General features: G+C 70.1%; 25 protein-coding genes and 1 pseudogene. 13 read left to right on the top strand and 13 right to left on the bottom strand.

What is annotated here, in order from left to right:
• Positions 1 to 88: 88 nt before the first annotated feature.
• From IPN02_07125 to IPN02_07115, 3 genes are all read left to right on the top strand, one after another.
• Entirely contained in the window at positions 89 to 2,428 is a 2,340-nt protein-coding gene (locus IPN02_07125) for an arylsulfatase (GenBank protein MBK9296607.1), read from the top strand.
• A 42-nt stretch (positions 2,429 to 2,470) separates the two neighbouring features.
• Positions 2,471 to 3,070, top strand: coding sequence for a TetR family transcriptional regulator (locus IPN02_07120; GenBank protein ID MBK9296606.1), 600 nt, complete (start codon positions 2,471 to 2,473; stop codon positions 3,068 to 3,070).
• Positions 3,071 to 3,153: 83 nt separating this feature from the next.
• Entirely contained in the window at positions 3,154 to 4,233 is a 1,080-nt protein-coding gene (locus IPN02_07115; GenBank protein MBK9296605.1) for a class I SAM-dependent methyltransferase, read from the top strand.
• A gap of 158 nt (positions 4,234 to 4,391) precedes the next feature.
• Here IPN02_07115 and IPN02_07110 read toward each other — a convergent pair whose 3' ends face one another.
• Complete coding sequence (locus tag IPN02_07110; GenBank protein MBK9296604.1) at positions 4,392 to 4,592, bottom strand: cold-shock protein; 201 nt, start codon at positions 4,590 to 4,592, stop codon at positions 4,392 to 4,394.
• 213 nt (positions 4,593 to 4,805) lie between these two features.
• Here IPN02_07110 and IPN02_07105 point away from each other — a divergent pair, with 213 nt between their 5' ends.
• The gene (locus tag IPN02_07105) at positions 4,806 to 5,525 is read left to right on the top strand and encodes an EthD domain-containing protein (GenBank protein MBK9296603.1); all 720 of its coding nucleotides are present in this window, start codon (positions 4,806 to 4,808) and stop codon (positions 5,523 to 5,525) included.
• A gap of 136 nt (positions 5,526 to 5,661) precedes the next feature.
• Here IPN02_07105 and IPN02_07100 read toward each other — a convergent pair.
• A pseudogene (locus tag IPN02_07100) lies at positions 5,662 to 7,606 on the bottom strand (DUF1446 domain-containing protein).
• 89 nt (positions 7,607 to 7,695) lie between these two features.
• Entirely contained in the window at positions 7,696 to 7,983 is a 288-nt protein-coding gene (locus IPN02_07095; GenBank protein MBK9296602.1) for a ferritin, read from the bottom strand.
• On the opposite strand from IPN02_07095, the gene IPN02_07090 reads away from it, so the two are divergent.
• The 4 genes from IPN02_07090 (at position 7,982) to IPN02_07075 (ending at position 12,232) form a co-directional block, all read left to right on the top strand.
• Positions 7,982 to 9,310: an amidohydrolase family protein gene (locus IPN02_07090; protein MBK9296601.1), complete on the top strand. Its 1,329-nt coding sequence runs from the start codon at positions 7,982 to 7,984 to the stop codon at positions 9,308 to 9,310. The two genes, IPN02_07095 and IPN02_07090, sit on opposite strands and share 2 nt — an antisense overlap.
• Positions 9,311 to 9,423: 113 nt before the next feature.
• Positions 9,424 to 10,125: a hypothetical protein gene (locus IPN02_07085; GenBank protein ID MBK9296600.1), complete on the top strand. Its 702-nt coding sequence runs from the start codon at positions 9,424 to 9,426 to the stop codon at positions 10,123 to 10,125.
• 35 nt (positions 10,126 to 10,160) lie between these two features.
• Positions 10,161 to 10,706 carry a hypothetical protein gene (locus IPN02_07080; protein MBK9296599.1) on the top strand — a complete coding sequence of 182 codons (546 nt, stop codon included), beginning with the start codon at positions 10,161 to 10,163 and terminating at the stop codon, positions 10,704 to 10,706.
• Positions 10,703 to 12,232 carry a hypothetical protein gene (locus IPN02_07075; GenBank protein MBK9296598.1) on the top strand — a complete coding sequence of 510 codons (1,530 nt, stop codon included), beginning with the start codon at positions 10,703 to 10,705 and terminating at the stop codon, positions 12,230 to 12,232. The genes IPN02_07080 and IPN02_07075 overlap by 4 nt, the downstream gene beginning before the upstream one ends.
• On the opposite strand, the gene IPN02_07070 is transcribed toward IPN02_07075, so the two are convergent.
• Positions 12,146 to 12,925 (bottom strand): hypothetical protein, encoded by a 780-nt coding sequence (locus IPN02_07070; protein ID MBK9296597.1) that lies wholly within the window; start codon positions 12,923 to 12,925, stop codon positions 12,146 to 12,148. The two genes, IPN02_07075 and IPN02_07070, sit on opposite strands and share 87 nt — an antisense overlap.
• Positions 12,926 to 12,963: 38 nt before the next feature.
• Between IPN02_07070 and IPN02_07065 the strand changes: the two genes are divergently transcribed.
• A complete protein-coding gene (locus IPN02_07065) occupies positions 12,964 to 14,304 on the top strand; it encodes a hypothetical protein (GenBank protein MBK9296596.1) in 1,341 nt (446 codons plus the stop codon).
• Here the strand turns inward: IPN02_07065 and IPN02_07060 are convergent.
• From IPN02_07060 to IPN02_07030, 7 genes are all read right to left on the bottom strand, one after another.
• On the bottom strand, positions 14,198 to 14,827 hold the full coding sequence (locus tag IPN02_07060) for a hypothetical protein (protein MBK9296595.1): 630 nt from the start codon (positions 14,825 to 14,827) through the stop codon (positions 14,198 to 14,200). The genes IPN02_07065 and IPN02_07060 overlap by 107 nt on opposite strands.
• Positions 14,828 to 15,040: 213 nt before the next feature.
• Positions 15,041 to 16,009 carry a glycosyltransferase family 2 protein gene (locus IPN02_07055; GenBank protein ID MBK9296594.1) on the bottom strand — a complete coding sequence of 323 codons (969 nt, stop codon included), beginning with the start codon at positions 16,007 to 16,009 and terminating at the stop codon, positions 15,041 to 15,043.
• On the bottom strand, positions 16,006 to 17,178 hold the full coding sequence (gene rffA, locus IPN02_07050; GenBank protein MBK9296593.1) for a dTDP-4-amino-4,6-dideoxygalactose transaminase: 1,173 nt from the start codon (positions 17,176 to 17,178) through the stop codon (positions 16,006 to 16,008). The genes IPN02_07055 and rffA overlap by 4 nt, the downstream gene beginning before the upstream one ends.
• Positions 17,179 to 17,189: 11 nt before the next feature.
• Positions 17,190 to 17,873 (bottom strand): VTT domain-containing protein, encoded by a 684-nt coding sequence (locus IPN02_07045; GenBank protein ID MBK9296592.1) that lies wholly within the window; start codon positions 17,871 to 17,873, stop codon positions 17,190 to 17,192.
• Between the two features lie 142 nt (positions 17,874 to 18,015).
• On the bottom strand, positions 18,016 to 18,846 hold the full coding sequence (locus IPN02_07040; protein ID MBK9296591.1) for a maleylpyruvate isomerase family mycothiol-dependent enzyme: 831 nt from the start codon (positions 18,844 to 18,846) through the stop codon (positions 18,016 to 18,018).
• Positions 18,847 to 18,941: 95 nt separating this feature from the next.
• Positions 18,942 to 19,712 (bottom strand): glucose 1-dehydrogenase, encoded by a 771-nt coding sequence (locus IPN02_07035; protein ID MBK9296590.1) that lies wholly within the window; start codon positions 19,710 to 19,712, stop codon positions 18,942 to 18,944.
• Positions 19,713 to 19,759: 47 nt separating this feature from the next.
• Positions 19,760 to 20,233 carry a hypothetical protein gene (locus IPN02_07030; protein ID MBK9296589.1) on the bottom strand — a complete coding sequence of 158 codons (474 nt, stop codon included), beginning with the start codon at positions 20,231 to 20,233 and terminating at the stop codon, positions 19,760 to 19,762.
• A 112-nt stretch (positions 20,234 to 20,345) separates the two neighbouring features.
• Here IPN02_07030 and IPN02_07025 point away from each other — a divergent pair, with 112 nt between their 5' ends.
• Together IPN02_07025 and IPN02_07020 are read left to right on the top strand one after the other, a co-directional pair.
• Positions 20,346 to 21,044: an acetyltransferase gene (locus tag IPN02_07025; GenBank protein MBK9296588.1), complete on the top strand. Its 699-nt coding sequence runs from the start codon at positions 20,346 to 20,348 to the stop codon at positions 21,042 to 21,044.
• Positions 21,045 to 21,105: 61 nt separating this feature from the next.
• On the top strand, positions 21,106 to 22,518 hold the full coding sequence (locus IPN02_07020; GenBank protein ID MBK9296587.1) for an amidase: 1,413 nt from the start codon (positions 21,106 to 21,108) through the stop codon (positions 22,516 to 22,518).
• On the opposite strand, the gene IPN02_07015 is transcribed toward IPN02_07020, so the two are convergent.
• Positions 22,513 to 22,722, bottom strand: coding sequence for a hypothetical protein (locus tag IPN02_07015; protein ID MBK9296586.1), 210 nt, complete (start codon positions 22,720 to 22,722; stop codon positions 22,513 to 22,515). The genes IPN02_07020 and IPN02_07015 overlap by 6 nt on opposite strands.
• A gap of 223 nt (positions 22,723 to 22,945) precedes the next feature.
• On the opposite strand from IPN02_07015, the gene IPN02_07010 reads away from it, so the two are divergent.
• The gene (locus tag IPN02_07010; GenBank protein ID MBK9296585.1) at positions 22,946 to 23,749 is read left to right on the top strand and encodes an enoyl-CoA hydratase/isomerase family protein; all 804 of its coding nucleotides are present in this window, start codon (positions 22,946 to 22,948) and stop codon (positions 23,747 to 23,749) included.
• 42 nt (positions 23,750 to 23,791) lie between these two features.
• On the opposite strand, the gene IPN02_07005 is transcribed toward IPN02_07010, so the two are convergent.
• Entirely contained in the window at positions 23,792 to 24,229 is a 438-nt protein-coding gene (locus IPN02_07005; GenBank protein ID MBK9296584.1) for a hypothetical protein, read from the bottom strand.
• Here IPN02_07005 and IPN02_07000 point away from each other — a divergent pair.
• Positions 24,215 to 25,003 (top strand): siderophore-interacting protein, encoded by a 789-nt coding sequence (locus IPN02_07000; protein MBK9296583.1) that lies wholly within the window; start codon positions 24,215 to 24,217, stop codon positions 25,001 to 25,003. The two genes, IPN02_07005 and IPN02_07000, sit on opposite strands and share 15 nt — an antisense overlap.
• Positions 25,004 to 25,018: the final 15 nt, after the last annotated feature.

Genomic DNA, 25,018 nt, shown 5'->3' with positions numbered 1-25,018 from the left:
TCTCCACCGGCCGGTCGACAGCGCAAACCAACGGGTGGCTTCGGGCTCAGCTGCTGAGCCGGAGGGACCCAATCGAGGGAGGGGACAGATGAGCGAGGACACCGCCACCGGTGCGTACCGCAACTTCGAGGGACGGGCGGGCCGCACGGTGGCCGGGTCCGACCCTTGGTGGCCGGGCGAGGCCACCGCACCCGAGGGCGCCCCCAACGTGATCGTGATCATGGCCGACGACCTGGGGTACTCCGACCTGGGTTGCTACGGCTCGGAGATCGCCACCCCCAACCTGGATGCGCTGGCCGCCGGCGCGCTGCGGTTCTCCAACTACCACGCCACCCCGATGTGTTCGCCGACCCGGGCGGCGCTGCTCACCGGCATCAACTCGCATCTGGCCGGGGTGGGCCATGTGGCCCACTCCGATCCCGGGTTTCCCGGCTATGCCATGGAGCTGGCCGATGACGTGGCCACCGCCGCCGAGGTCTTCTCCGATGCGGGCTACTTCACCGCCATGGTGGGCAAGTGGCACCTGACCAAGGACAGCCACTGCTCCGATGCCGGGCCGTTCGACTCCTGGCCGACCCAGCGTGGGTTCGATCGCTTCTACGGGTTTCTCGACGGCTTCACCAACCTGCACCAGCCCCACCGACTGATCGACGGCAACTCGCCGGTGAACGTCGACACCTACCCCGACGACTACTACTTCACCGACGACATCACCGATCGGGCGATCGAGATGGTGCGAGGCTCCAAGGCCTCCAACCCGGCGAAACCGTTCTTCATGTACTTCAGCCACGGCTCGGTGCACGCGCCCCTGCACGCCAAGGTGGCCGACATCGAGGCCCAGCGGGGCCGCTACGACGCCGGTTGGGACGTGCTGCGGGAGGAGCGGTTCGCCCGGATGAAGGCGCTCGGGTTGGTCTCTGAGTCGATCGAGCTGCCGCCTCGCAACGCCGAACCGGGCCAGGAGGTGGCGCCGTGGGACTCGCTCAGCGCCGACGAGCAGAGGCTGTTCGCCCGGTACATGGAGGTGTATGCCGCCATGGTCACCTCGATCGACGACAGCTTCGGTCGCCTGCGCACCGCGTTGGACCAGATGGGGGAGCTCGATAACACGATCATTGTGTTCACCTCGGACAACGGCGCCTCACGAGAGGGCGAGGCCGAGGGGACGACGGCGTACTTCGTGCACCTGCTCGGGGCGACCGACACCGCCGCCGATCTGGCCCGCATCGACGAGATCGGCGGACCGAGGTCGATGCCGCACTACCCGCGCGGCTGGGCGGCGTGCGGCAACACGCCCTTTCGCCTATACAAGATCAACACCCATGCCGGCGGCCACCAGGTGCCGATGATCATGGCGGGGCCGGGCGTGGCGGCAGATGCGGCCGGGCGGGGCGTGGCGGCAGATGCGGCCGGGCCGGGGGAGTGGTGCGACCAGTACGTGCACGTCATCGACCTGTTGCCGACGCTGCTGGAGCTGACCGGCGTGAAGGCGCCCGATCACCGCAACGGGAAGCGGTTGCTGCCGATGCAGGGGCTGAGCTTCGCCCCGGTGCTCGCCGACGCGGCAGCACCCTCGGTGCGCACCGAGCAGTACTACGAGATGCTCGGCCACCGGGGGTACTACCGCGACGGCTGGGAGGTGGTCACGCTGCACTACCCGCTCACCGAGTTCTCCGACGAGGAGTGGGAGCTGTACGACCTGACCAGCGACCCGACCGAGTCCCACAACCTGGCCGGCGCGCATCCCGACCTGGTCGCCGAGCTGTCGGAGGCCTGGGACACGGCGGCCCGGGACAACCAGGTGTACCCCCTCGACGAGGGCAGCGGGCTGAAATACCTTCAACGACCCCCGTGGAACGAGGTGTACGAGCGGCCGGTCACGCTGCTGCCGGGCACACCGACGCTCGAGCGGTGGCGTTCGTTGCAGCTGATGATGATCCGCAGCTTCACCGTCACCGCCCGGGTGCGGATCGACGCAGAGGACGAGGGGATCATCGTGGCCCATGGCGACCAGGGCGGCGGCTACGTGATGTGGCTGGACGCCGCCGGGGTGCACCTGGGCTACAACGATGGTCGCGGCACGCTGGCCACGATCGACGGACCACGGCCGGCGGCGGGCGAGCACACCATCGTCGCCGACTTCGATGCGCCCGGGGGCAACGTGTGGAACAACACCCTGGCGCTCGACGGCGTCGAGGTCGGCTCGGCCCAGGGGTGGACCTGCCTGTTCCCGATGGCGCCCTTTGAAGGCATCGACGTGGGCCTCGACCGGCGTTCGCCCGTGCACTGGGGGCTCTACGAGGCTCACGGCGCCTACCCGTTCACCGGCAGGATCGACGGTGTCGACTACCGGCCGGGCCCTGCCCCCGCCGACTCGCCCAACTCGCTGATCGAGGTGCTGCGCCAGATGGGGTCCAAGTTCGAGTAGCCCAACTGCGGGCGTCCAAGCGTGCTGTCCTACCATCGACCCATGGCCGAAGTGTCCACCTCAAAACGAGAAGAGAAGAAGCAGGCCACCCACCGGGCGATCACCGACGCCGCCTGGGACCTGTTCGCCCGCAACGGCTACGACGACACGACCGTCGACGACATCGCCGCCGCCGCCGACGTGTCGCAACGCACCTTCTTTCGCTACTTCGATTCAAAGGAGGCGGTGCTCTTCGGCGCCTGGCGCGACGAGTTCGACGAGCTGGCCCGGCGCATGCGGGAACGCCCGGCCGACGAATCGCCGATGGCCGCCATGCTCGGTGCTCTGATCAGCCTGGCCGGGTATTACAAGCGTCAGCGGGCCCTGCGGATCGAGCGGGCCCGCCTGGTGGCGACCTCGCCCAACGTGGGCCGCTACCAGCAGGTGACGATCTCGCCGGCTTTTCAGGCGATGTTGACCGATGCCCTCGCCGACCGCCTCGGCGTCGATCCGGCCGACGACATACGCCCGGCCCTGTACGCCGCGGTGGGCATGGCGGTCACCCGCACCGCCACCGACCGCTGGTTGGAGGATCCCGATCGGATCGACCTGGCCGAACTGGTGCGCGCCGGGTTTGCGGCGCTGCCCGGCCCAACCAGCTGACCGCACCACAGCGTCCAGCGAAACGCACCGCCGGCAGGTGGGCCGTCATCCAGAACGGCGTCGGGCGACGAACGAACACCATGATGAAGCAGCTGATCGACCGAGCCGAAACCGGGCGGTTGCCCGCCCAGGCGGTGCGGCTGGGCATCCGGGCCCGCATCGCCCGCCGGGTGGCCGTGCTGAACGAGGGCACGATTGAGGAGTTCTCCCAGCGACAGCGGGCGTTGATCGCCGAGCGGGCCGACGGCCCGATCACCACCCACACTGCGGAGGCCAACGAGCAGCACTATGAGGTGCCCACCGAGTACTTCCGGGCCGTGCTCGGCCCCCGGCTGAAGTACTCCTCGGCCTACTGGCCCGATGGCGTCGAGTCGTTGGCCGATGCCGAGGAGGCGATGCTGGCGCTCACGTGCGAGCGGGCGCAGTTGGCCGACGGCCAGCGGATCCTCGAGCTGGGCTGCGGGTGGGGATCGCTCACCTTGTGGATGGCCGAGCGCTACCCGTGCGCCGAGATCGTGGCCGTGTCCAACTCGGCCACCCAGCGGGACCACATCGTCGCCGAGGCGCAGCAGCGGTACTTGAACAACGTCACCGTGCACACTGCCGACGTGGCCGACTTCGAACCCGACGGGCGCTTCGACCGGGTGGTGTCGGTCGAGATGTTCGAACACGTCAACAACCATCGGGCGCTGATGGAACGCATCGCCCGTTGGTTGGCGCCGGACGGCCTGGCGTTCGTGCACATCTTCAGCAACCGCAGTGGATCGTGGCCCTTCGAGGCCACGTCCGAACAGGATTGGATGGGCCGGTTCTTCTTCTCGGGTGGGGTGATGCCGGCCGATGACCTGTTGTTGCATGAGCAGCGCCACCTGGTGGCGCTTGATCACTGGCGCCTCGACGGCACCCACTACGCCAAAACGCTGGCCGCCTGGCGGGAGACCCACGAGGCCAAACGCTCCGAGATCATCGAGATGTTCTCGGCGCCGGAGGCCTACGGCGGATCCTCCTCAGCGGACGATGCCGAGCGCTGGTACTGGCGCTGGTGGTTGTTCCACCTGGCCTGCGAGGAACTGTTCGCCTTTCGGGGTGGCTCGGAGTTTTGGGTGTCGCACTACCTGTTTGCGCCCCGTGACCTCGGTCGGCCCGAGCCCGCCTCGGGCTGAGTTCGACCGGCTGGCAAGCGCCGCCCACGAGGCGCTGTGGCGTTCACGGCCGAGCGGACGCGAACGACCCCCGGCCACTCAGCGGCGCCGGGGGTCGTGTCTCGTGGTGGTGCGAGGCTCCGCTGGAGCTCACCCCGCCCGAAGGGCCGTCAACGCACTCAGACGGGCCGAACGTTGAGGGCCTCGGGGCCCTTGCGGCCGGGGCCGATCTCGAAGTCGACGACCTGACCCTCTTCGAGGGACTTGTAGCCCGCGACGTCGATGTTGGAGTAGTGGACGAACACGTCTTCGCCGTCTTCGCGGGAGATGAAGCCATATCCCTTGTCGGCGTTGAAGAATTTGACGGTGCCTTGGGGCATTCGTTTGCCTTTCTTTCTGCGTTGAACCGTCCGCTCAGCGGGCGGGTATTGGATGATGCGAGCGGCCGTTGTGGACATCTGAACGATGCCGGGATTCACCATACCCGCCTGACACGCGGTCGTGTGTCACACCTGGCGCATCTCGACATGCCACGATGTGGCTCATCGCTGGCGCACGATCCCGCCGGTGCGCGCGCAACGATCGGAGGACTCATGGAGAAGCTGGTCTACCTGGGCTGGGACGCCAGCGGAGGCGATGGGGATGCGCTGCGCGACCGTCTGCTCGGCGAGCTGGCGCCTGCGTTGTCCGCCGGCGGCGCCGTCGCCGTGCAGGTGTCGGTCGCCGACGGTGCGGTCGGCGGAGAGGGTGTGTTTGCCTTCTCCTCAGAGGGGAGCCCCAAGGACGCCGTCGTGTCGTTCTGGTTGGAGGCGTCGGCCGATCGCGCCTGGGCCGAGGCGCTGCTGGCCGAGGCCTTCGCCACGATGCACGGCTACCTGGTGTGCGAGTCCCGACCGATCGTCGCCCCTGGTCCGGTCCAGCCCGGCGACCGCAGCGCTGGCGCCAGCCAGATCACCTGCATCGCCGCTCGCGACGACCTCACCCACGCCGAGTTCGTCGCCCGCTGGCAGGGCGAGTTCTGCGCGGCGGCCATCGAGTGCCAGGACACCATGGCCTACGTCCGCAACGAGGTGGTTCGCCCGCTCACCGATGACGCCCCCGACTGGTGGGCGATCGTCGAGGAGACCTTTCCCCTGGCGGCGCTGACCGATCCGGAGGTGTTCTACGACGCCGTCGGCGACCCCGAGCGGCTGGCCGCCAACCAGGCCCGCCTGTTCGAGGCGGTCGGCGAGCTGATCGATTTGTCCCGCGTCGACGCCCGCTTCTATTCCGAGTACCGCTTCGACACCGATAACCGTCGGGTTCCTCGCTGAACTCGACGTACCGCTTCGACATCGACGACCGTCGGGTTCCTCGCTGAACTCGACGATGCCCTGCCGTCGCGCACCGGACGACGCCCCGGCTGCCCGGATCGAGCCGGTGTGCAACGATCGGTGATGGTGCTGGTGCTTACCCAGCGGAGGCGGTGGTGGCCTCGTGGACGATGCGGGCACGGATGAACTCGCCCAGCGACTTGGCCTGGGTGTCCTGGCGGGAATTTTGGGCGACCCCCCGGCCGAGCAGCCCGACGATGACGAAGTTGAGCGCCCGCAGGTTGTCGAGGCGGTAGCGGTGCACGACCAGGCCGTCGGTCTCGGCCGGTGCGAGTTGGCGCAGCCGGTCGGTGGTCAGCCAGGCCTGCAGCCACTGCCAGGCCTCGTCGCTGCGGGCGAAGACCCCGACGTTGGCCGACCCGCCCTTGTCGCCGGAGCGGGCGCCGATCAGCGACGCCAGGCCGTCGGGCAGGTTGGGCAGGTTGGGGAGGGCCGGATCCGCCGGATCGTCGGCGGCGGGATCGGCGGTCGGTGAGATCGGTGACGTGATCGACGGTGATGCCGCTCGGGCCGACGGAAGCGTGGGCGTCCATCGCGTCGATGTCGTCCCCGTCGATGTGCTGATCGAGCGCCGCCTGGTCCTCGGGGTCGACCGCACCGGGCATGGGCACGTCCCAGGTGCGGTCGCCGAGCGTCACCCGCTGGGTGATGAGCGATGCGGGGATCAGCGCCGGCCAGTAGACGCCGTAGGCGGAGGCCGAACCGGGCGGGGTGGAGGCGTAGAAGCCGGGGATCGAGGACAACGCCAGCTCGGTGGCCGCTCCGGAGAACGCCCGCCCCGCCCGCTTTTCGTCGTCGTCCCACACGGTGACGCGCAGCCAGGCGGTGGCGGCCTCGTTGCCGGTGGCGTCGGGCGAGTCGGTTCGCACCAGCCGGGTTTCGGTCTCGTCGAAGGCGTCCCGTCCGCCGGCGACGGTGGCCCACAGCTGGTTGGTCACCACCTCGGCCTTGGCCTCGATGTCCAGGCCGCACAGGCCGACCGCCATCGAGTTGCGCCAGCCGCCCGCGTAGTTGATCGCCACCTTGGTCGTCGGCGGAGCGGGCAGCCCGACCGTGCCCGAGATGCGCACCCGATCGGGCCCCTCCTCGGTCACGGTCGTCGTGTCGAAGCGGCTCATCACGTCGGGGTTGGCGTAGGTGGGTTCGCCGATCTCGTACAGCAGCTGGCTGGTGACCGTGCCGACGGTGACGCCACCTGCGGTGCCGTCGTGCTTGGAGATCACCGACGAGCCGTCGGCTGCGATCTCGGCCCAGGGGAAGCCGGGCAGGCGGCCCTCGGCCAGGCCGGGCAGCTCGGTGAAGAAGCTGTAGTTGCCGCCGGTGGCCTGGGCGCCGCACTCGATGACGTGTCCGGCGGCGACCGCGCCGGCCAGGGCGTCCCAGTCGTCGCGGGCCCATCCGTGGTGCCAGGCGGCGGGGCCCATGACGACGGCGGCGTCGGTCACCCGACCGGTCACCACGACGTCGGCGCCGGCCTCGAGGGCCTCGACGATGCCCCAACAACCCAGGTAGGCGTTGGCGGTGACGACGCGGTCGACTACGTCGCCGAGGGGTTCGCCGGTGTCGATGTTGGACAGCGAATGCCCGGCGGCGGTCAGCACCTCGAGGCGGTCGATCAGGTCGTCGCCGTCGACGATGGCCACCGACACCTCACGGCCCGCCGCCCGGGCCACCTTTCGCACCGCTTCGGCGCAGCCGTGGGGGTCGAGTCCGCCGGCGTTGGACACCACCTTGATGCCACGGTCGAGGCAGGTGGTGAGCACCTGGCTCATCTGGTAGACGAACGTGCGGGCGTAGCCGCCGTCGGCGCGTCGTTGCTTGGTGCGGCTGAGCACGTACATCGTCAGCTCGGCCAGCCAGTCGCCGGTGAGCACGTCGATCGGCCCGCCCTCGACCATTTCCCGGGCGCCGTCGAGGCGGTCGCCGTAGAAGCCGGAGCAGTTGGCAATACGAATTGGCCCCGAGGGCGTGCGAATTGGGGCCGAGGGCGTAGGAATGGGCTGGCCTGGCGATGCGGTCATCACCCGATCATCTCAGATGTGCCCGGTGGTCGGCCTACCCGTTCGCGCCGGCGCCGGTCGCCGGGCCCTTCACACCGGGTCGTGCTCGTTCAGTCCTTCTGGAGGCTCTTGTCGCTGAACAGGTACTTCTTCAGTTGCTCGTCGAAGATCGGATCGCGGCGGCGGATCCACTCGAGCACCATGGCGGCGTGCTCCTTTTCCTCGTCGCGGTTGTGGACGAGCAGGCCCTTGAGCTCGTCGTCGGTGGTCACCTGAATCCGCTGGTTGTACCAGTCGACCGCCTCGAGCTCCTCCATCAGCGACTCGATCGCCCGGTGCATGTCCCGGGTCTCGGCGGTGAGTTCCTCGTACGGCTCGTGGTAGCTCTCGCTGCTCATGGTTCCAACGGTAACCTCGCCCCGACAAGTTCTCGAACCCGTCCGCCGGTGCCACCGCCGGCGGCCACCACGCGACGAGGTTGCCGTGTCCGAAACGATTACCGACCGGGAGACCGGCGCTTCACGACCCCACGCGGTCGAACCGTCCGACGACCGCGGTGCGGATCTGGGCTACCGCCCCTTCGATGCCGACAACCACTACTACGAGGCGATCGACGCGTTCACCCGCCACCTCGATCCCCGGCTGGGGTCCCGGGTGTTTCAGTGGGCGACGATCAACGGCCGCCAGTACCCGGTGATCGGCGGTCAGGTGTTTCGCGGCGTGAGCAACGCCACGTTCGACCCGGTGTCCAAGCCGGGCGTGCTCGCCGACTACTTCCGGGGTAATCCCAACGACGACGACCCGGTGGCCCTGCTGCGCGACCACGAGCCGATCCGGGCCGAGTACCGCAACAGCGACGCCCGGCTGGCGACGATGGACGCCCATGGGTTGGCAGCGGTGTGGATGTTCCCCACGCTGGGCATGCTCTACGAGGAGGCGCTGAAGCACGACCCCGAGGCGGTCACGATCATGTTTCGGGCCTTCAACCGGTGGCTGGTGGAGGACTGGGGTTTCGCCCGCGAGAACCGGATCTACGCCGCGCCCTACCTCACCCTCGCCGATGTCGACTGGGCGTGCGAGGAGCTGGATTGGGCGCTGGCCCAGGGGGCGCGCAGCATCGTGATGCGGGCGGCCGCACCGACGACGGCATCGGGCCAGGTGGCACCCGGGCATCCATCCAACGATCGCTTCTGGGCCCGGGTGGCCGAGGCGCACGTCACCTGCGTCGTCCACGCCGGCGACGCCGGGTACACGTCGCACGGCTACGCCAACGACGGGTTCACGACCGACTTCGCCGGAGTGCCCCAGCCGATCCGCATGCTGCAGCTCGAGCGGCCGATCGAGGACTTCCTGTCGTCGTTGGTGTGCGACCACCTGTTCGTGCGCCACCCCAACCTGCGCATCGCCTCCGTCGAGAACGGCTCGAAGTTTCTCGGAGGTCTGTTCGACAAGCTTCGGATCACCGCCAGGAAGATGGAGGGGTGGTGGGCCGAGGACCCGGTGGAGACGTTCCGTCGCCACATCTGGATCAACCCGTTCTGGGAGGACGATGTCGACGACGTGATCGAGCTGATGGGGGCCGACCGGGTGATCTTCGGTTCGGACTGGCCCCACATCGAGGCGCTGCCCCGGCCGCTGGACTACCTGGCCGACGTGGCCCACCTCGACGAGGTCACCCGCCGCAAGGTGCTGCTCGACAACGTGACCGAACTGAACACCCCGTGACCGAATCGAACGATCAGTGACCGTGTTCATCCGCCAGTGGCCGAGCTGAACGCCCAGTGACCGTGCTGAACATCCAGTGAGCGAGTTGACGTCGACGTGAGCGAGCTGGGCGCATGCGGGTAGGTCGGTGGGGGCGCCGTGGCGCGCCCTCCAAGCGCGGACGCGTTGTCGATCGGCGGGCGCTGCCGGCGTTGGCGCTCGGCGCGGTTGCGCTGTTGGCGCTCGGCGTCATCGTCGTGACGAGCTCCACCGGTGTGGCCACGACACCCGGGGTGATCGACGGAGGCCCCAGGCTGATCGCCGACAGCTTTCGCGCCCCCGGGGTGCTCAATCCGGGCGGCGCCTTCCAATGGGCGACCGAGCAGGGCAGCTGGTCGCTAAGCGGCACCGCCCTGGTGGCCGATGAGGCACCGGCCCAACTTGTTTCACAACGGGAGCTGCCTCCCAGCTACCGCGTCGGTGTCATCTGGGAGGAGGAGGCCGAGGGCGGCCGGGTCGACCTGCAGTGGGACGAGGGCGAATTCTGGGTGTTTCGCCTCACCGCTGAGGGATACGAGTTTGTTCATGCGGTCGACGGCCGCGAGTCGGTGATCGCCAGCGGGGCCCTTTCGGCAACCTCTGGGGCCGGTCCCGCGGTGCTGCTGACCCGAACGTCGCGTTCGGTTTCGGTCGAGTTGACCGGGGCCAACCTCGGGGATCGGCGTCGGGTGGCATCGGTCGATCACCTCGAGGCGCCGACGACCACTGCCTTTTCGATCGGCTCCGACCGGGCAGGGGTTCGTTTTGCCCGCATCGAGCTGGAGCTGGCCTCGTGAGGTGGCCCTGGGCGCCCGGAAAGGTCCTCGGTGTGGTGACCTTGGCGTGCTTCCTCGCCGTCGCCGTGCTGGCCCGCGTCGACGCTGCTCGGGATCCCGAACGGGAGTGGAAGCCGTCGCTGGCCGAGCTGCCCAACCCGTCGGCGGTGCGCCTGCCCAAGCTGGTCACCTCGGCGGTTCCGGTCGAGCCGGTCGGCGATTCGCTCCGCATCGAGTTTGGGGCCGGGCTGTCCCAGCCGGGCGACGCGGCGACGGTGACGCTGCCCGAGGTTCCCTCCCAGCTGATGATCGTGCTCACCGGATCCGAAGCGGAGGGCCGCATGGCACGGAATGCGGCCACGGGCGACTACTCCCTGTCGACGTTCGACGCCGCTGGGCGCCTGGCCACGATCGAGCGGTATCCAAGTCGTGCGCCGACGGGTGAGGTGGCCATTTCGCTGGTGCAGGTCGACGACGTGCTCGCGGTGTGGGTGGGGTCCGAGCGCATCGGGGCGCTCGCTTTGGGCTCGGTGAGCTCGTCAACGCTCACGCCCGCCGATGGGCTGGGCGATGTTCGGGCACGGTTGGGTCGGGTGCGATGACGAGCGCGGGACCCGACGCCGAGGATCGCCCGACGCCGGCCTGGCGCCTGCTGCGCGGTCGGATCGGCCGGCGGATGCCGACCGATCCGCAGGTGGCGGCCATCGTGCGGGTGGCCGGTCTGGCCTACGTGTTGTTGGCGGCGATCAACGTCGCCCGCGCGACCACCTATCTGCCGGCCGGTCGGTTGCCGTACTTCTCGGATTCGCTGGTCTTTCTGCGCACCGGGGCGAGTGCGCCGTGGTCCCTCGACCTGTGGGCCGGCACGTACCCGTTTGGATACCCGCTGGCCATCCGCATCCTGGGTGAGGGCGTGTGGTTGCACGTCGGCCAGGCGGCGTTGGCGGCTGCGGCCTGGCTGTGGCTGGCGCGGGAGGCGGCGGCCTCAACGCAGCGGCCGGGCCTGAAGCTGGTGGCCTTTGGCTGGATCCTCGGCATCAGCCTGGCACCGGAGGTGGCGGGGCAGCACCAGTTGGTGATGACGGAATCGCTGTCGTTCAGCGCCTTGGTGGGCCTGGTGGCGCTGGCGCTGCGCTGGCGTCGCACCGGCGACGTCAACCTGCTGTGGTGGTCGGTGCCGCTGGTGATCATGTGGGTGGAGCTGAGAAAGTCCAACGTCGTCGTGTTGGCGGCGCTCGTCGGGGTCGCCGCGCTGTGGTGGCTGTTCAGCCGCCGCCGTCAGGCGCTGGCGGTGGGCGCGGTGGCGCTGCTGGTGATCGTCGGTTCGTCCTGGTTGGGTTCACGAACCAACCAGAGCAGCCAGACGATCACCAAGTGGGTGCTCGACGTGGGCATTCCCGACCCGGATGCCCGTGAGTTTCTGGCCGAGCGGGGTATGCCGACCAGCGAGGCGGTGCTCGACCTGGGCGGCATGGCCTATTCGGCGTCGGATCGTCTGGCGGTCGACCCACGGCTGAAGGATTTTCGGGCGTGGATGGCCACCGAGGCGTCCGGCGCCTATGCGGCCTGGCTGTTGTCGCACCCTTCGGAGCTGGTCGTACAGTCCGGTCGGGCGTTGTCCCAGTCCTTCAGCGACATCGACATCGTCGAGGCCCACCAGAAGGATCTGTCCCTCGCCGTGCTCGGCCTGCCGGGCGCCGGTCCGCTCGTCCTGCCCGCAGGGATACGCGTCGGTGGCCTGGTGTGGCTGCGGCCCCACTGCTGGCTGGTCGGTTGGGTGGGCATCACGATCGTGGCGGCCACGGTGGCGCTGGCCCGCCGTCCCGACGGCTGGCGTGACGGTCGTTGGCAGATCGGTTGGTTCCTGCTGGCCACAGCGCCCCTTCACGGCGCGGTGAGCTTCTACGGGGACATCGTGGCCCAGAGCCGTCACGGTCTGGGTGCGGCCGTGCAGCTGCGCGTGGCGCTCATCCTGGTGGGGGTGTGGGCCTGTGAGGAGCTGTTGGCCGGCCGTGACGCGTCGAGGACCGGTGGTGGCCGGTCAGCCGTCGCCGGTGACGAGGACGCTTCCGAAACCGCCCTGACCGCCCGAGCCGGCGAAGACTCCGGCCCGGCGGAGATCGGCTAGCTCGGGATGGGCCCACGAGCCCAGGATGTGGTCGTCGACCGCGACGATCACCTGGTCGCCGACCCGTTGGATGTGCAGTGCGTCGCCGGGGTTCACCCCGGCCGGCCCGTACAACCCCAGTTGTTGGGGCTGCCCGTCGGTCACCCGGTTGACGACGATGGCGGCGTTGCTCGTCGCCAGGCGCACCTCCCAGTAGTTGTCGGCGTCGGCCACCGCCCAGGTGAGGCCCATGTTGTCGGCCGGGCGGGCGACCCTGGCGAACAGGTCCCAACGGGCACCCAACGACGGCGGTGGCACCATCACCGCCACCGCAGCGCCCTCCGACCCGGGCGCGGCGCTGGCCACCCGATCGGCGCCGTCGTCGCCGAGGGTCCAGTCGCCGGCGAGCGTCGTCCACCCGAGGTCGCCCCCGTCGATGCGGTCCCGGTCGAAGCGGTCGACCAGCGCCGGCTCGCCCGGTGGGTCGAGCCTGGCGATCACCGCCTGGGGCGACTCGATCGCCTCGACCGGTGCGGCACCCTGGTCCTGTGCGTCCGGGGCGAACCATGTGTCCGGAGCGATGCTGACATCGTCACCGGCCGTGGCGTTGGTGATCACCAAGGCGGCCACGATCAGGGCGGTCACCGCCACCATCGCGATCATGGCCAGGCGCTCGGTTCGGCCCTGATCGGGCCGAAACCCCAACGCTCCCATGGGCGGCGAAGCTACCAGGGCCGGTTGGTCCCACGGCGGTGGGCGGCGACGCCGACGGCGACGCCACCGGCGCTGGCAGGGCCGGGGTGAGCCGCCGGGTGCGCAGCGCCTCGCCGCTGGGCGACGGGGCGTCGCTGGGCGCCGGTGCGGTCCTCAACGGGCTGCTCGCCTATGGCTTCCTGCTGGTCGGCAACCGGGCCTACGGCGCCGGGTTTGCCCCGGTCTCCTCGGTGTGGAGCGTCTGGGCGGTCACTGCGGCAGCGGTCACCGTGCCGGTCCACCACGCGGTGCTGCGCCGCGCCGTCGGCACGGGCCGAGGCACCGGTCTGGGTCGGTTGCTCGCCCCCGCCGCGGCCATCGGGGTCGTCGTCGCCGTCATCGGGTACTCGGTGCGAACCCAGCTGTTCTCGGTGGGCTCGGTGGTGCCGCCGCTGGTGTGCGGGGCACTGGTTCCGGCGGCCACCCTGCTCGGCTGGTGGCGCGGCCGCGCCTCGGCGGCGGGCCGATACTCCCAGGTGGGGACCAACCTGGCGCTGGAGGGAGCGGCCCGGCTGATCGTCGCGCTCGTGTTGATCGGCGCCGGGGCCCCGGCGGTGGCGCTGACGGTGGCCATCCTCGCCGGATACCTGCCGACCGTGCTCACCCTCGCCGTCGGCGGGCGCGCCGGGCTGGATTCGAGCCCGGTCGGGTCGAGGCCGGGAAGCGGCGGCGACGTCGCCTTCTCCGCCGGGGTGGCCGCTGTCGCCCTGGCCGTCCAGGTCGCCCAGGCGGTGCCGGTGTTGGCCACGTCGGCCCGGTCCGATCGGGCCGACGTCGTCGGGTTGTTCAACCTGATCGCCATCGGGCGCATCCCGCTGCTCGTCGGCGGCGCCATGCTCTTTCGGCTCACCCACTGGTTGGCCGAGGCGGATCTGGGCGACCGCAGCGCCCGGGTGAACCGCATCCTGGGGTGGTCGGCGCTCCCGGTGACCGCGCTGGGCGCAGCGCTCGGGGCCGTGCTGGCGCCGCCGCTGTTGCCGGTGCTGTTTGGCGACTCGTCCCAGACCACACCTGCGCTCGGGGGCCTGATCGGCGCCGCCTCCGCAGCGGCGCTGATGGCCACCGCCGGCGCGGTCCTGGTCGCCGTGCAGGGTCGGGGATGGCCGCTGGTTGGCTGGGCGGGTGGTGCGGTGGCCGTCGGCGTGGTGGCGGCGCTGGGGATACCGGCGGAGGTGGCCGTGCGCGGGGCGTCCGGCTACCTGGTGGTCACGGCCGTCCTGCTGCTGGGAACGATCACCTCGGCGGCCCGGCCGGCGTTGGGCCCCACGGCAGGCTCCGACCGAGCAGCTCCTCCAGCGGGGCCTGGAGCGGCCGGTAGTACTCGCCGAGGGCGTCCCTGACCGACTGGGGGACCGGGGTGTCGTCCAGGGAGGCGTTGACCGACCCGGCCGGGGCGGACGCCTCGGGCGACAGGCCCAGTGCCCGGCACAGCCGCGTCCCCTCGTCGGCGTCGGCGAGCAGTTCCTCGAGCACGACGACGTGCAGGCGGTGGCCGAAGGCCACCATCCATGGTTGGAGCAGCTCGGCGAAGCGCCCGCGCTGGAGATACCTGCGGGGCCGCACCGTGCCGGCGTCATCGGTGGCGTCATCGGTGGCGTCATCGGTGGCGTCGACGGCCCGCTCGGGATCGAGGGCGACCGCGACGTCGCGGTGCTCCAGGCCGTTGGCCACCGAGAACCGCCAGTTGGAGATCGCCCGCTCCACCGGGTCGCGCAGCACGACGACCACCCGAACGCCGGACAGGTGCCGTTCGATCCTGGCGATCGTCTCGGGTCGTTCCAGGTACGACGTCGACTTCTCGAGCACCCACTGCGGCGCCGGTAGGCCGGTCCGGTCATTGCCGTCGGGTTCGGCCGGGAGCATCGGCGCCACCAGGTGCCGGCGTCGGCGTTTGGGTCGAGGAACACCTTGGGTTCGGGACGGCGGGGCCGGGCCAGGCTCACCCGGGGGTGGGAGTCGAGGTAGCTGGCCAACCAGGTGGAGCCGCATCGCTGACCGCCGGGGATGATCAGGGGCCTGGGTGCATCGGCGCCCACTAGACCGCGCCCGGGCGGTGCGGCGGAGACGGACGGGTCGTCACGTTCGCCCGAGCGTTCGGCTGATCGCGTAGGTCGGGGCGCTCGACACCTGCTGGAGCACCCGCACCGTGTACTCGCCGATCATCGAGACGATCAGCACGGTCATGCCGTTGGTGAACGCCATGGCGACCATCATCGACGCCCAACCGGGCACGTTGGTGCCCGAGATCAGCTTGTGCAGGATCACCCCGGTGCCCAGCGCGAAGGCGACAAACGACGTGAACAGGCCGGCCATGGACGCCAGTCGGAGCGGAGCCGGCGAATAGCTGAACAGGATGCGCATCACCAGGCTGAGGATGCGTCCGATCGTGTAGTTGGATCCGCCCACCGAGCGCGCCCGGTGCTCCACGGTGACGTTGGAGCGCCGTCGCGAGGCGAGCAGGGCCTGGCCGGTGATGTAGGGGAACGAGGTCTGGGCGACGGAGATGCGGTCGACGACGGCGGCGGTCATGATGCGGAAGTTGGAGACCACCAGGTCGTCGGGTTGGCCGAACACCCGCCGGTTGACCTGCCCGATCATCGCCGAGCCGACGCGGCGGAGCCCGCTGGCCTTCTTCGAGTCGAAGCGCCCAAACACGACGTCGTCGTCGCGTTCGACGATGGCGGCGATCAGCCGCAGCGTCTCGCCGGGCGGGTTCTGGCCGTCGTCGTCCATCGTGATCAGGTAGTCGCCGGTCGCCTCGCGCAGCCCGGCCAGGTTGGCGTTGTGCTGGCCGTAGTTGCGCAGCAGGTCCACCGCCACCACGTTGGGGTGGGCCTCGGCCAGCCCGGCGATCACGTCCCAGCTGCGATCGACCGATCCGTCGTTGACGCAGATCACCTCGAGTTGCAGCCCGGCGCCGGCGAACGTGTCGAGCAGCCCCTCGACGACGCCGCCGACCAGCTCCTCGCTGTTGAACACCGGGATCACCACCGAGTACGTGAACTCGACGGCCTGGCGTGGCAGCTCCACCGCAGCGTCGGTCACACCTCCTCCAGCGCCCGGGTGAGCGAGTCGAGCACCCGGTCGGCCTGGGCGGGGGCCAGCCGGTTGTGGAACGGCAGGCGCAGCAGCTGGTCGGCGACGCGGTCGGTGACCGGGCAGTGGGCCGTGCGGTCGGCCAGGCGGCGCCCGGCCGGGCTGGAGTGCAGCGGCTGGTAGTGGAAGGTGGCGCCGATGCCGTCGGCGTGGAGGCGGGCGAGCACCCGGTTGCGTCGATGCTCCCCGTCGATCAGCAGGTGGAACATGTGCCAGGCCGAGGTGTCGCCTTCGGGCACGACGGGCAGGGTGATGCCCAGGCGGTCGGCCACCGTCGACAGGGCGTCTCGGTAGCGGTGCCAGAGCGCCGAGCGCCGGCCGAGGATCTCGTCGCGGGCTTCGAGCTGGCCGGTGAGGTAGGCGGCCAGCACGTCGCTGAGCCCGAACGACGACCCGGTGAGCTGCCAGGTGTACTTGTCGACCTGGCCCCGGTCGAAGCGGCGCCGATCGGTGCCCTTGTGCAACAGGATCTCTGCCCGGTCGACGTCGGCGGGCCGGTTGATCACCAGAGCGCCCCCCTCGCCGCAGATGAAGTTTTTGGTCTCGTGGAAGCTCAGCGTCGACATGGCGCCGGTGGTGCCCAGGGGGCGACCGTTGTGGGTGCCGAACAGGCCGTGGGCGTTGTCCTCGATCACGGTTGCGCCCACGGTCGACGCCGCGTCGCACACCGCCTCGATCGAGGCGGCCCGCCCGGCGTAGTGCACGGGCACCACCGCCTTCACCCGCTCGTCGATCTGGTCGGCGAGATGGACTGGGTCCATGCCGAGCGTGTCAGGATCGACGTCGATGAAGCGCAGGGCCGCACCGTTGCGGGCGAAGGCGGAGGCGGTGGTGGGAAACGTGAAGCTGGGGACGGCGACGACGTCGCCGGGGCCCAGGTCGAGCGTGGCGGCGGCCAGCTCGAGCGCCGCGGTGCACGACGTGGTCAACAACACGGTTGCCCCGTCGTGGGCGTCGGACAGGGCGGCCTCGGCCCGTCGGCTGAAGGGGCCGGCCGCTGCGGTCCATCCACCGTCCATCGCTTCGGCCACCAGCGCCAGCTCTCGGCCCATCAGCGAGGGCCGGTTGAACCTGATCGGTTCGCTCGCCGATGAACGGCGTTCGTCACTGGGCATCATCGGGGTGGAGACTACCGCCCGGCTTCGGCCGCCCGGCCTTTCGCCGGAGGTGCCTGGCGGCGTGCGAGCACGATGGCCAGCGCCACGCTGAAGGCGTACATCGTGACGGCGGCGACCAACAGGGGCACGCTGAGGTCGCCCAGGCCGGCGTCGACACGGCCGACCGACGCCCCGGCGAGCACGAACGCCGTCAACCCGGGGATGAGGCCCAGCGCCGTTCCCGCCAGAAACGCACGGCGGGGGATGCGCAGCCCTCCGGCCAGCAGGTTGACCGGATCGAAGGGCAACATCACCAGGCGCATCGACAGGACGGTGACGAACCCGGCGTGTTGGATCCGGCGGGTCCAGGGGCTCACGGTGGGACGGTTGAGGGTGGCCTCGGTGGGACCGATCGTGCGTGCGATCTCGTAGCTGATGGCGGCCGAGATCACCGCGCCGAGCAGGGCGATGGGCACGCCCAGCCAGGCGCCGAAGAGCACCCCGGCGGCCACGGTGAGCAGCACGGCGGGGAACATCACCAGCGAGCGGGCGGCGTAGGCGGCGAGGTAGGCGGGCAGCGCCCACCAGGCGCCGCGGGCCACCTCGACCGCGTCGGAGAGCGCCTCGACCGTTCCCTTGCCGCTTCGCTGGATCGCCACCTGGGCGGCGACGATGAGCACCACCCAGGCGCCGAGCGCCACGAGGCGGTGTCGCATCCGTCGGCGGCGGGCCAGCGCCGGCGATCCGACGGTGGGAAGGGGCTCGATGCTCGAACGCCCCGGTTGCGGGCCGGGCCTGGTCCCCGGTGGCTGTTCGACGTCCCCGCTCGTGTTCACCGCGGGGCGTTCCGGGTGGCGATCACGTGAACGTCATCCCCGCCAGCCACCGGTCGAGGACGTCCCGGTCGCCAAAGATCTGAGCGCCGTGGTGCTCTGCGGTCTCGGCGCTTGCGCGTCCCAGGGTAAGCAGTTCCAGCGTGGCTGCGGACGCCTTGACCGCCACGTCGCCCTTGCCGTGGCCGTGGCTCGAGTCGTACCCGTGGGGCCCGAAGGTGATCATCCATTCGCCGTGGCCCGGGGCCAGCGAGTCGTCGGTGGCGTGCAGGTGCACGGTGCCGGCGCCGGCGAACGGCTCCTCGAGTTGGGTAAAGGTCGGGGAGGTGCGCCGGATCTCGAGCAGTTCGTCCAGGCCGTCGACGGCGACCGTGGGGTCGATGGCCGTTTCCGTCCCGACCGCCAGGTGGGCGTCGACCGCGTGGATCACGGTCTCGTGGGCCATCCGGCGGGCCCAGAAGGTGGCGTGTTGATCGTCTCCCCAGGACCACATCGGCGTGTCGGGTGTGGTGTCGTCGAACACGGCCAGGAGCTGTTCGGCCCCGCTGCGGTACCAGGCGATCCACGCCGACGGCTCGCCGTCGTCGGCGGGGCACCCGAAGTCGACGAGGTCCCGGGCCGGTGCTTCGGTCGCCCGCTGGGCGACCAGGGCGGCGACGTAGCGGTGCACCCGGCCGGTGTGGCGCACCAGCTTGCCCAGGTCCCACCCGGGACAGCTGGGCACCGGGGTGTCGAGCGGCGCCGATTCGGCGGCGACCGCCAGCCGCTCGGCCCAGTCGCGGACGGTGTCGAGCGCCGCCTGGTAGCCGAATGCGGGACGGCTGGCGTCGACCGACGTGGAGCTCTCGCTGTTCATGGCCACCAGTGTGACCCAGCCCGCCGTCCCGATGGAGGGTTCGGCCCGGCTCGGCGTGGCGACGTCGCTGATCGGGGATCTGGGTGCCCTGGCGGTCAGTGGTTGGTCATGCCGCCGTCGAGCACCATCACCTGGCCGGTCATGAACGACGAGGCGTCCGAGGCCAGAAACGCCGCCGCCGGCACCATCTCGTCGGGATCGGCCATGCGTTTGATCAGCTGGGCGTCCACCATCGCCTGCTGCACCTCGTCGGGGTTGTTGCGCACCATGTCGGTGGCCACCGTGCCCGGGGCGATGGCGTTGACGCGGATGTTGTCGCCGGCGAGCTCCATCGCCATCGAGCGGGTGAAGAACGCCATCGCCGACTTGGCGGCCAGGTACATCGACATCCAGCCGCCTCCGGTGTAGATGCCGGCGGTGACCATGTTGATGATCGCCGGGTGGGCGGATGCCCGCAGGTGGGGGAGCGCCTCCTGGACGAGGAACACCGGGCCCCGCAGGTTGGTCGAGAACGACTTCTCCCATGCCTCGGGCGTGATGTCACCCAGCGGTTGGGCCAGTGCGTTGGCGGCGTTGTTGACGACGATGTCGATGCCGCCAAACGCCTCGACGGCGGCCTCGACGACGACCGGGCCGTCCTCGAGGTGGCCCAGGTGAGCGGCCACGCCGACCGCCGAGCCCCCTGCGGCGTTGATCTCCTCGGCGGCGGCGCTGCAGGCGTCGCCCTTGCGGCTGGCGATCACCACGTTGGCGCCGAGCGCGGCAAATCCGCCTGCGATCGCCCGGCCGATGCCCCGGCTGCCGCCGGTGACGATGGCGGTGCGGCCGGTGAGATCGAATTGGTCGAGGAGGTCGCTGCGGTTCATGTCCCCATTGTGGACGCAGACGCCGCTCGTTCGCTCGGACGGTGCTGTCAGCTGCTGAGGGCCACGATCGCCGCGACCAGCGTGGCCAACGCCACCATGGCACTCAACAGTACGCCGTACATCTTGCGCAGCTCGGTCTGGAAGGCCGCTGTCTGTTCCGCCAGCGCCGTCGTCAGCGTCTGGTCGACCCGATCGAATCGGTCGTTGACGCGTTCAAATTGTTGGTCGACCCGATCGAATCGATCGTCGACGCGTTCAAATTGTTGGTCGACGCGTTCGAACCGTTGGTCGATGCCCACAAATCGCTGGTCGATGCCCACAAATCGATGGTCGATGCCGACGAAGCGTCGTTCGAACTGGGCGATCAGGCGTGCTTCAAGCTGGTCGAGGTCACGTTTCGTGGCGACGTCGGCCCAGCCCACTGGAGGGAGCAGTTCCATCAGCGTGGTGCCCTCCTTCCGTCCCACAACGTGGTTGGCTTTCGCCTGTAGATCGTAGCGGTCCTCATTGGTGATGCTCATCGGTCCTCCTGGTCGGACTCGTGAGCGGGCGATTGGGCCGCATCGCTGGGCTGGGAGATCAGCGTACGGATGGCGTGGGACATTTTTGGACGTGGGGCCTCACCCTCACGACGTGTTCTACGGTTGGTGGGTGCGTCGGGTGATGATCGTCGGGGGTTCGGGCCACGCATCCTGCGTCGTCGATGCGGCCCAGGCGGGTTCGACCCTCGAGGTGGTCGCCGTCGTCGATGACGGCGCAGCCGGGTCGGCGGGTGGTGCATCGACCAGCACCGTGCTGGGCGTTCCTGTCGTCGGTGGCACCGATGCGGTCGCCCCCTGGTGGAGCGAGGGCCGGATCGACGGCGTGGTCATCGGTGTCGGCGACAACCACACCCGGCTGGTCGTCGCCGAGCGGCTCGCCCGCACGGTTCCTGGCCTGGCGTTTGTCGCGGTCGTTCACCCGACGGCGTCGGTGGCAGCGTCGGCCCGGATCGGCGATGGTGCGGTCGTGCTGGCGGGGGCGTCGATCGGTCCACAGGCGGCCATCGACGTCCACGCCCTGCTCGGAGCTCAGGCCAATCTGGACCACGACGCCACGATGGCCGCCGGGTCCAGCCTGGGCCCGGGTGCGCTCACCGGCGGCACGGTGAGCATCGGCCGGGCGGCCGCGGTGGCGATGGGGGCGATCGTTCGTCATGGCCTGACGATCGGGGACGACTCGGTGTTGGGAGCGGGCGCCGTGCTCACCCGCAGCCTGCCCGACCGCGTGGTGGCGTGGGGCTCGCCGGCCGAGGTGATGCGAACCCGCCAACCGGGGGACCGTTACCTCTGAGCGGTGGGAACGGCCGTCGCGGTCTGGCAGGCTGTGGCGCACGATCGACGGGGGAGCGCTCATGGGGGAAACACGGCCAACGGCCATCGAGATCGCCGATACCGTCCGGTCGGGCGAGCGGTCCGCCCGCGAGGTGGTCGAGGACTGCCTGGCCCGCATCGACGCAGGTAACAGCGCGCTCAACGCCTTCGTTCACGTCGATGCCGATGCGGCCACGCGGGCCGCCGATCGCGTCGACGATCTGGTGGCCAACGGGGAGGACCCCGGGCCGTTCGCCGGCGTGCCGTTCGGCGTGAAGGACTTGGAGAACTGCGCCGGCATGCCCACCACGCATGGCTCGGTCGTGTACGCCGACCGTGGGCCGGTGGCCGAGGACTCGATCCACGTCGCCCGCCTGCGCGCCGCCGGTGGGGTGCCGGTGGGCAAGACGGCGGCGCCGGAGTTCGGGACGCTCAGCTTCACCCGCACCTTGGCCTTCGGGGTGACGACCAGCCCGTGGGGCGAGGGCCGCACGCCGGGTGGGTCGAGCGGCGGTTCGGCCGCTGCGGTGGCGGCCGGGTTGGTGCCGGTGTCGACCGCATCGGACGGCGGCGGGTCCACCCGCATTCCCGCCTCGTTCAGCGGGCTGGTCGGGATGAAACCCAGCCACGGGCGCATCCCGCTCGAGGGGCCCAGCGGCTCGCAGACCGCCGTGGTGGGGTTGCTCACCACCACGGTCGCCGAGTCGGCGCGCCACCTGGACGCGGTGGCCGGGCCCGACGACCGCGACCGCCTCTCGCTCCCCGCCACCGAGCTCCGCTACGCCGAGCTGATCGACTCGCTGGCCACCGGCGGGTTGCGTGCCCGCTGGTCGCCCGACCTGGGGTTCGGGGTGACCGATCCCGAGGTGGCGGCCCTGTGCCAGGCGGTGACCGAGGAGCTGGCCGAGCACGCCGGGTTGATCCTCGATGACGGCGAGGTCGATCTGGGCGATCCGGTCCGCCTGTGGTTCCAGGCCGGGGCCGCCGACCTGTGGCTCAGCCTGGAGCCGGGCATGTGGCCCCAGCTGGCCGACGAGCTGACGCCCTTCGTGCGACGCGGCCTCGAGGCGACCGAGAAGCTGGGGATGGCGCGCTACGCCGAGATCCTTCGGCTGCGCGAGCAACTCCAGGCCCACATGGCAGCCCTGTTCGACGAGGTGGACGTGGTGCTGTGCCCGACGACGGCGGTGCCGGCGTTCGCCGACAAGGGACCGCCGCCGACCGTGATCGACGGGCGGGAGGTGGCCATGGGCATGGCGACGCCCTACACGATGCCGGCCAACCTGTGTTGGAACCCGGCCATCTCGGTGCCGGCTGGCCTGACCGCCGACGGCTTGCCGGTGGGCCTCCAGATCATCGCCGGGCGCCACCGGGACGCGGTGCCGTTGCGCCTGGCCCGCATCCTCGAACAGGCCCGTCCGTGGCCCCGCCACGCGCCCGTTCGAGGGCTATGAGCGCAGCAGCACGGCTACGAGGAGCCCCGCCATGGTGGCCAACACGCCGATGACGGTGAGGAATGCGGTGAACATTTTGCTCTCGAGCTGACGAAGGCTTGACTCGAGGTCGGCCCGAAACTCAGACCGAAGCAGGGCTGTCTGAGCTTCGAGGTCCGTCTTGGTGGCGACGTCCGCCCAGCCGACCGGTGGGAGCAGTTCCATCAAGGTTGCGCCCTCCTTCTTGCCCAGCAGTTCGTTGGATCGTTGCTGCAGATTGTAGCGATCCTCGTTGGTGATGGACATCGGTCTGCCCCCATGGTCGTCGGACGTTGGGCAAGGCCTCCGGAGCCTGCGACCGGGCGGTGCCTCGCAGGGTCGCCGCAACGCCTTGAATGATACGCCCGGCCTGTGACGGCGAGGCCGGCCCCGGCGCGAGACTCGGACTGTGACCACCGACGACGATCGTTACGGCAACTTCAGCGGCTTCGGCGTGGACCGACCTTCCGACGGGGTGCTGCGGCTCACGTTGGATGCGCCCGGCCTCAACGCCGTGGACGCCGACGCCCACCGCAGCCTGGCCGACGTGTGGCGGGTGATCGACCGTGATCCCGACACGCGGGTGGCGCTGATCCGCGGCGCGGGCAAGGGGTTCTCGGCGGGCGGCAGCTTCGAGTTGCTCGACTCGATCATGTCGGACCGGGAGGTGCGCAGCCGGGTGCTGACCGAGGCCCGAGACCTGGTGTGGGGCATCATCGACTGCTCCAAGCCGGTCGTGTCGGCCATCCATGGCCCCGCGGTTGGTGCGGGGCTGGTGGCGGCGTTGCTCGCCGACGTGTCGGTGGTGGGCCGGTCCGCCAAGATCATCGATGGGCACACCCGGCTCGGCGTGGCGGCCGGCGACCATGCGGCGGTTGCTTGGCCGCTGCTGTGCGGCATGGCGAAGGCCAAGTACTACCTGCTGACCAACCGTCCGCTCAGCGGCGAGGAGGCCGAACGCATCGGGCTGGTGTCGCTGTGCGTCGACGACGACGCCGTGCAAGACGAGGCGATGAGCATCGCCGTCGACCTCGCCGCCGGGTCCGCCGAGGCGATCGCGTTCACCAAGCACACGCTCAACCACCATTACCGGTCGGCCGGCCCCGCTTTCGATGCATCGTTGTACGCCGAGTTCTACGGGTTTGGCGGTCCCGACGCGCGAGAGGGGTTGGCGTCCCACCGCGAGAAGCGGTCGCCCAACTTCCGCGGGTGAGGGGTCAGGGCCTCCTCGTCGCCGTGTTTCAGGTGCTCGAGTTCAGGTAGCGATGGAGATGATGCCGGTGATCGCGACGGCGAGCGTTGTCATCGTGCCCAACAGCACCGCCTGCATCCTGCGAAGGTCGGTCTGCACGCTGGCGTTGAACGCGTCGAATCGAGCGTCGATTCGCTCATCGATCTGTGACTCAAGCCGGTCAAATCGTCCGTCGACGCGCTTGAACTGCTCATCGATGTGCTTGAACCGTTCGTCAACGCGCTTGAACTGGTCGTCGATCCGGCGGAAATTGAGGTCGAGCGCATCGATATCGCGCTTGGTAGCGACGTCTGCCCATCCAACCGGGGGAAGCAGCTCCATCAAGGTGGTGCCCTCCTTCCTTCCCAAGACTTCGTTGGCCCGTTGTTGCAGATCATACCGGCCGGGTGCTGCGTTCCAGGTCGCCGTCTCTGACAGAGTTGCGCCGTGAGTGCCCGCCAATCCGACCCGAAAGCGCCACTGCGTCGGGAGCCGCCGCAGTTCCGGCTGGTCGCCGTCGATCGGATCGCGCCGCTGACCCCTCGCATGACGCGCGTCGTCCTCGCCGGGCCCGAGCTCGATGGGCTGGCGATCGACGAGCCGGCGGCGTCGGTGCGTCTGCTGTTGCCGCAGGCTGACGGCCGGTTGGAGCTGCCCACGTGGACGGGCAACCAGTTCGAGCTGTCGGACGGGTCGCGGGCCCCGATCCGCACGTTTACGCCTCGCCGCCACGATCCCGAGGCGGGCGAGCTGACCATCGACGTCGTCGCCCACGGCGAGGGCGCGGCCTCCGGCTGGGCGGCATCGGCCACGCCCGGGGACGAGGTGGCGGTCTCGGGGCCCGGCCGGGGCTACGAGATTCAGACCGGCGTTTCTTCGTACCTGCTCGCCGGGGACGAGACCGCTATCCCCGCCATCGATCAGCTCCTCGAGGCGATGCCCCCAACCCTGCCCGTCACGGTGCTGATCGAGGTCAGCGACCCCGCCGTCCGATTGGAACTGCACGCCGGTCCGGCGACGACGCTCCGCTGGCTCGACCTTCCGGAGGGGGCGGCTCCAGGGACGGCGATGGTCGAGGCGATCGAGAGCCTTGGCGCGATGCCGGCGGTGGTGTGGGTGGCCGGCGAGGCGGCGGCGATGCAGCGCATCCGCACCCACCTGTTCGACGGGCGTGGGCTCACCCGATCCCAGGCAACGGTTCGGGGCTACTGGAAGCTGGGTAGGTCGGCGACCTGAACCGGCCAACGGTGG

It is taken from the genome of Candidatus Microthrix subdominans (assembly GCA_016719385.1).
Classification (GTDB): domain Bacteria; phylum Actinomycetota; class Acidimicrobiia; order Acidimicrobiales; family Microtrichaceae; genus Microthrix; species Microthrix subdominans.
Note: the sequence above shows the minus strand (reverse complement) of the source record. Positions and strands in the feature narration are given on the sequence as shown.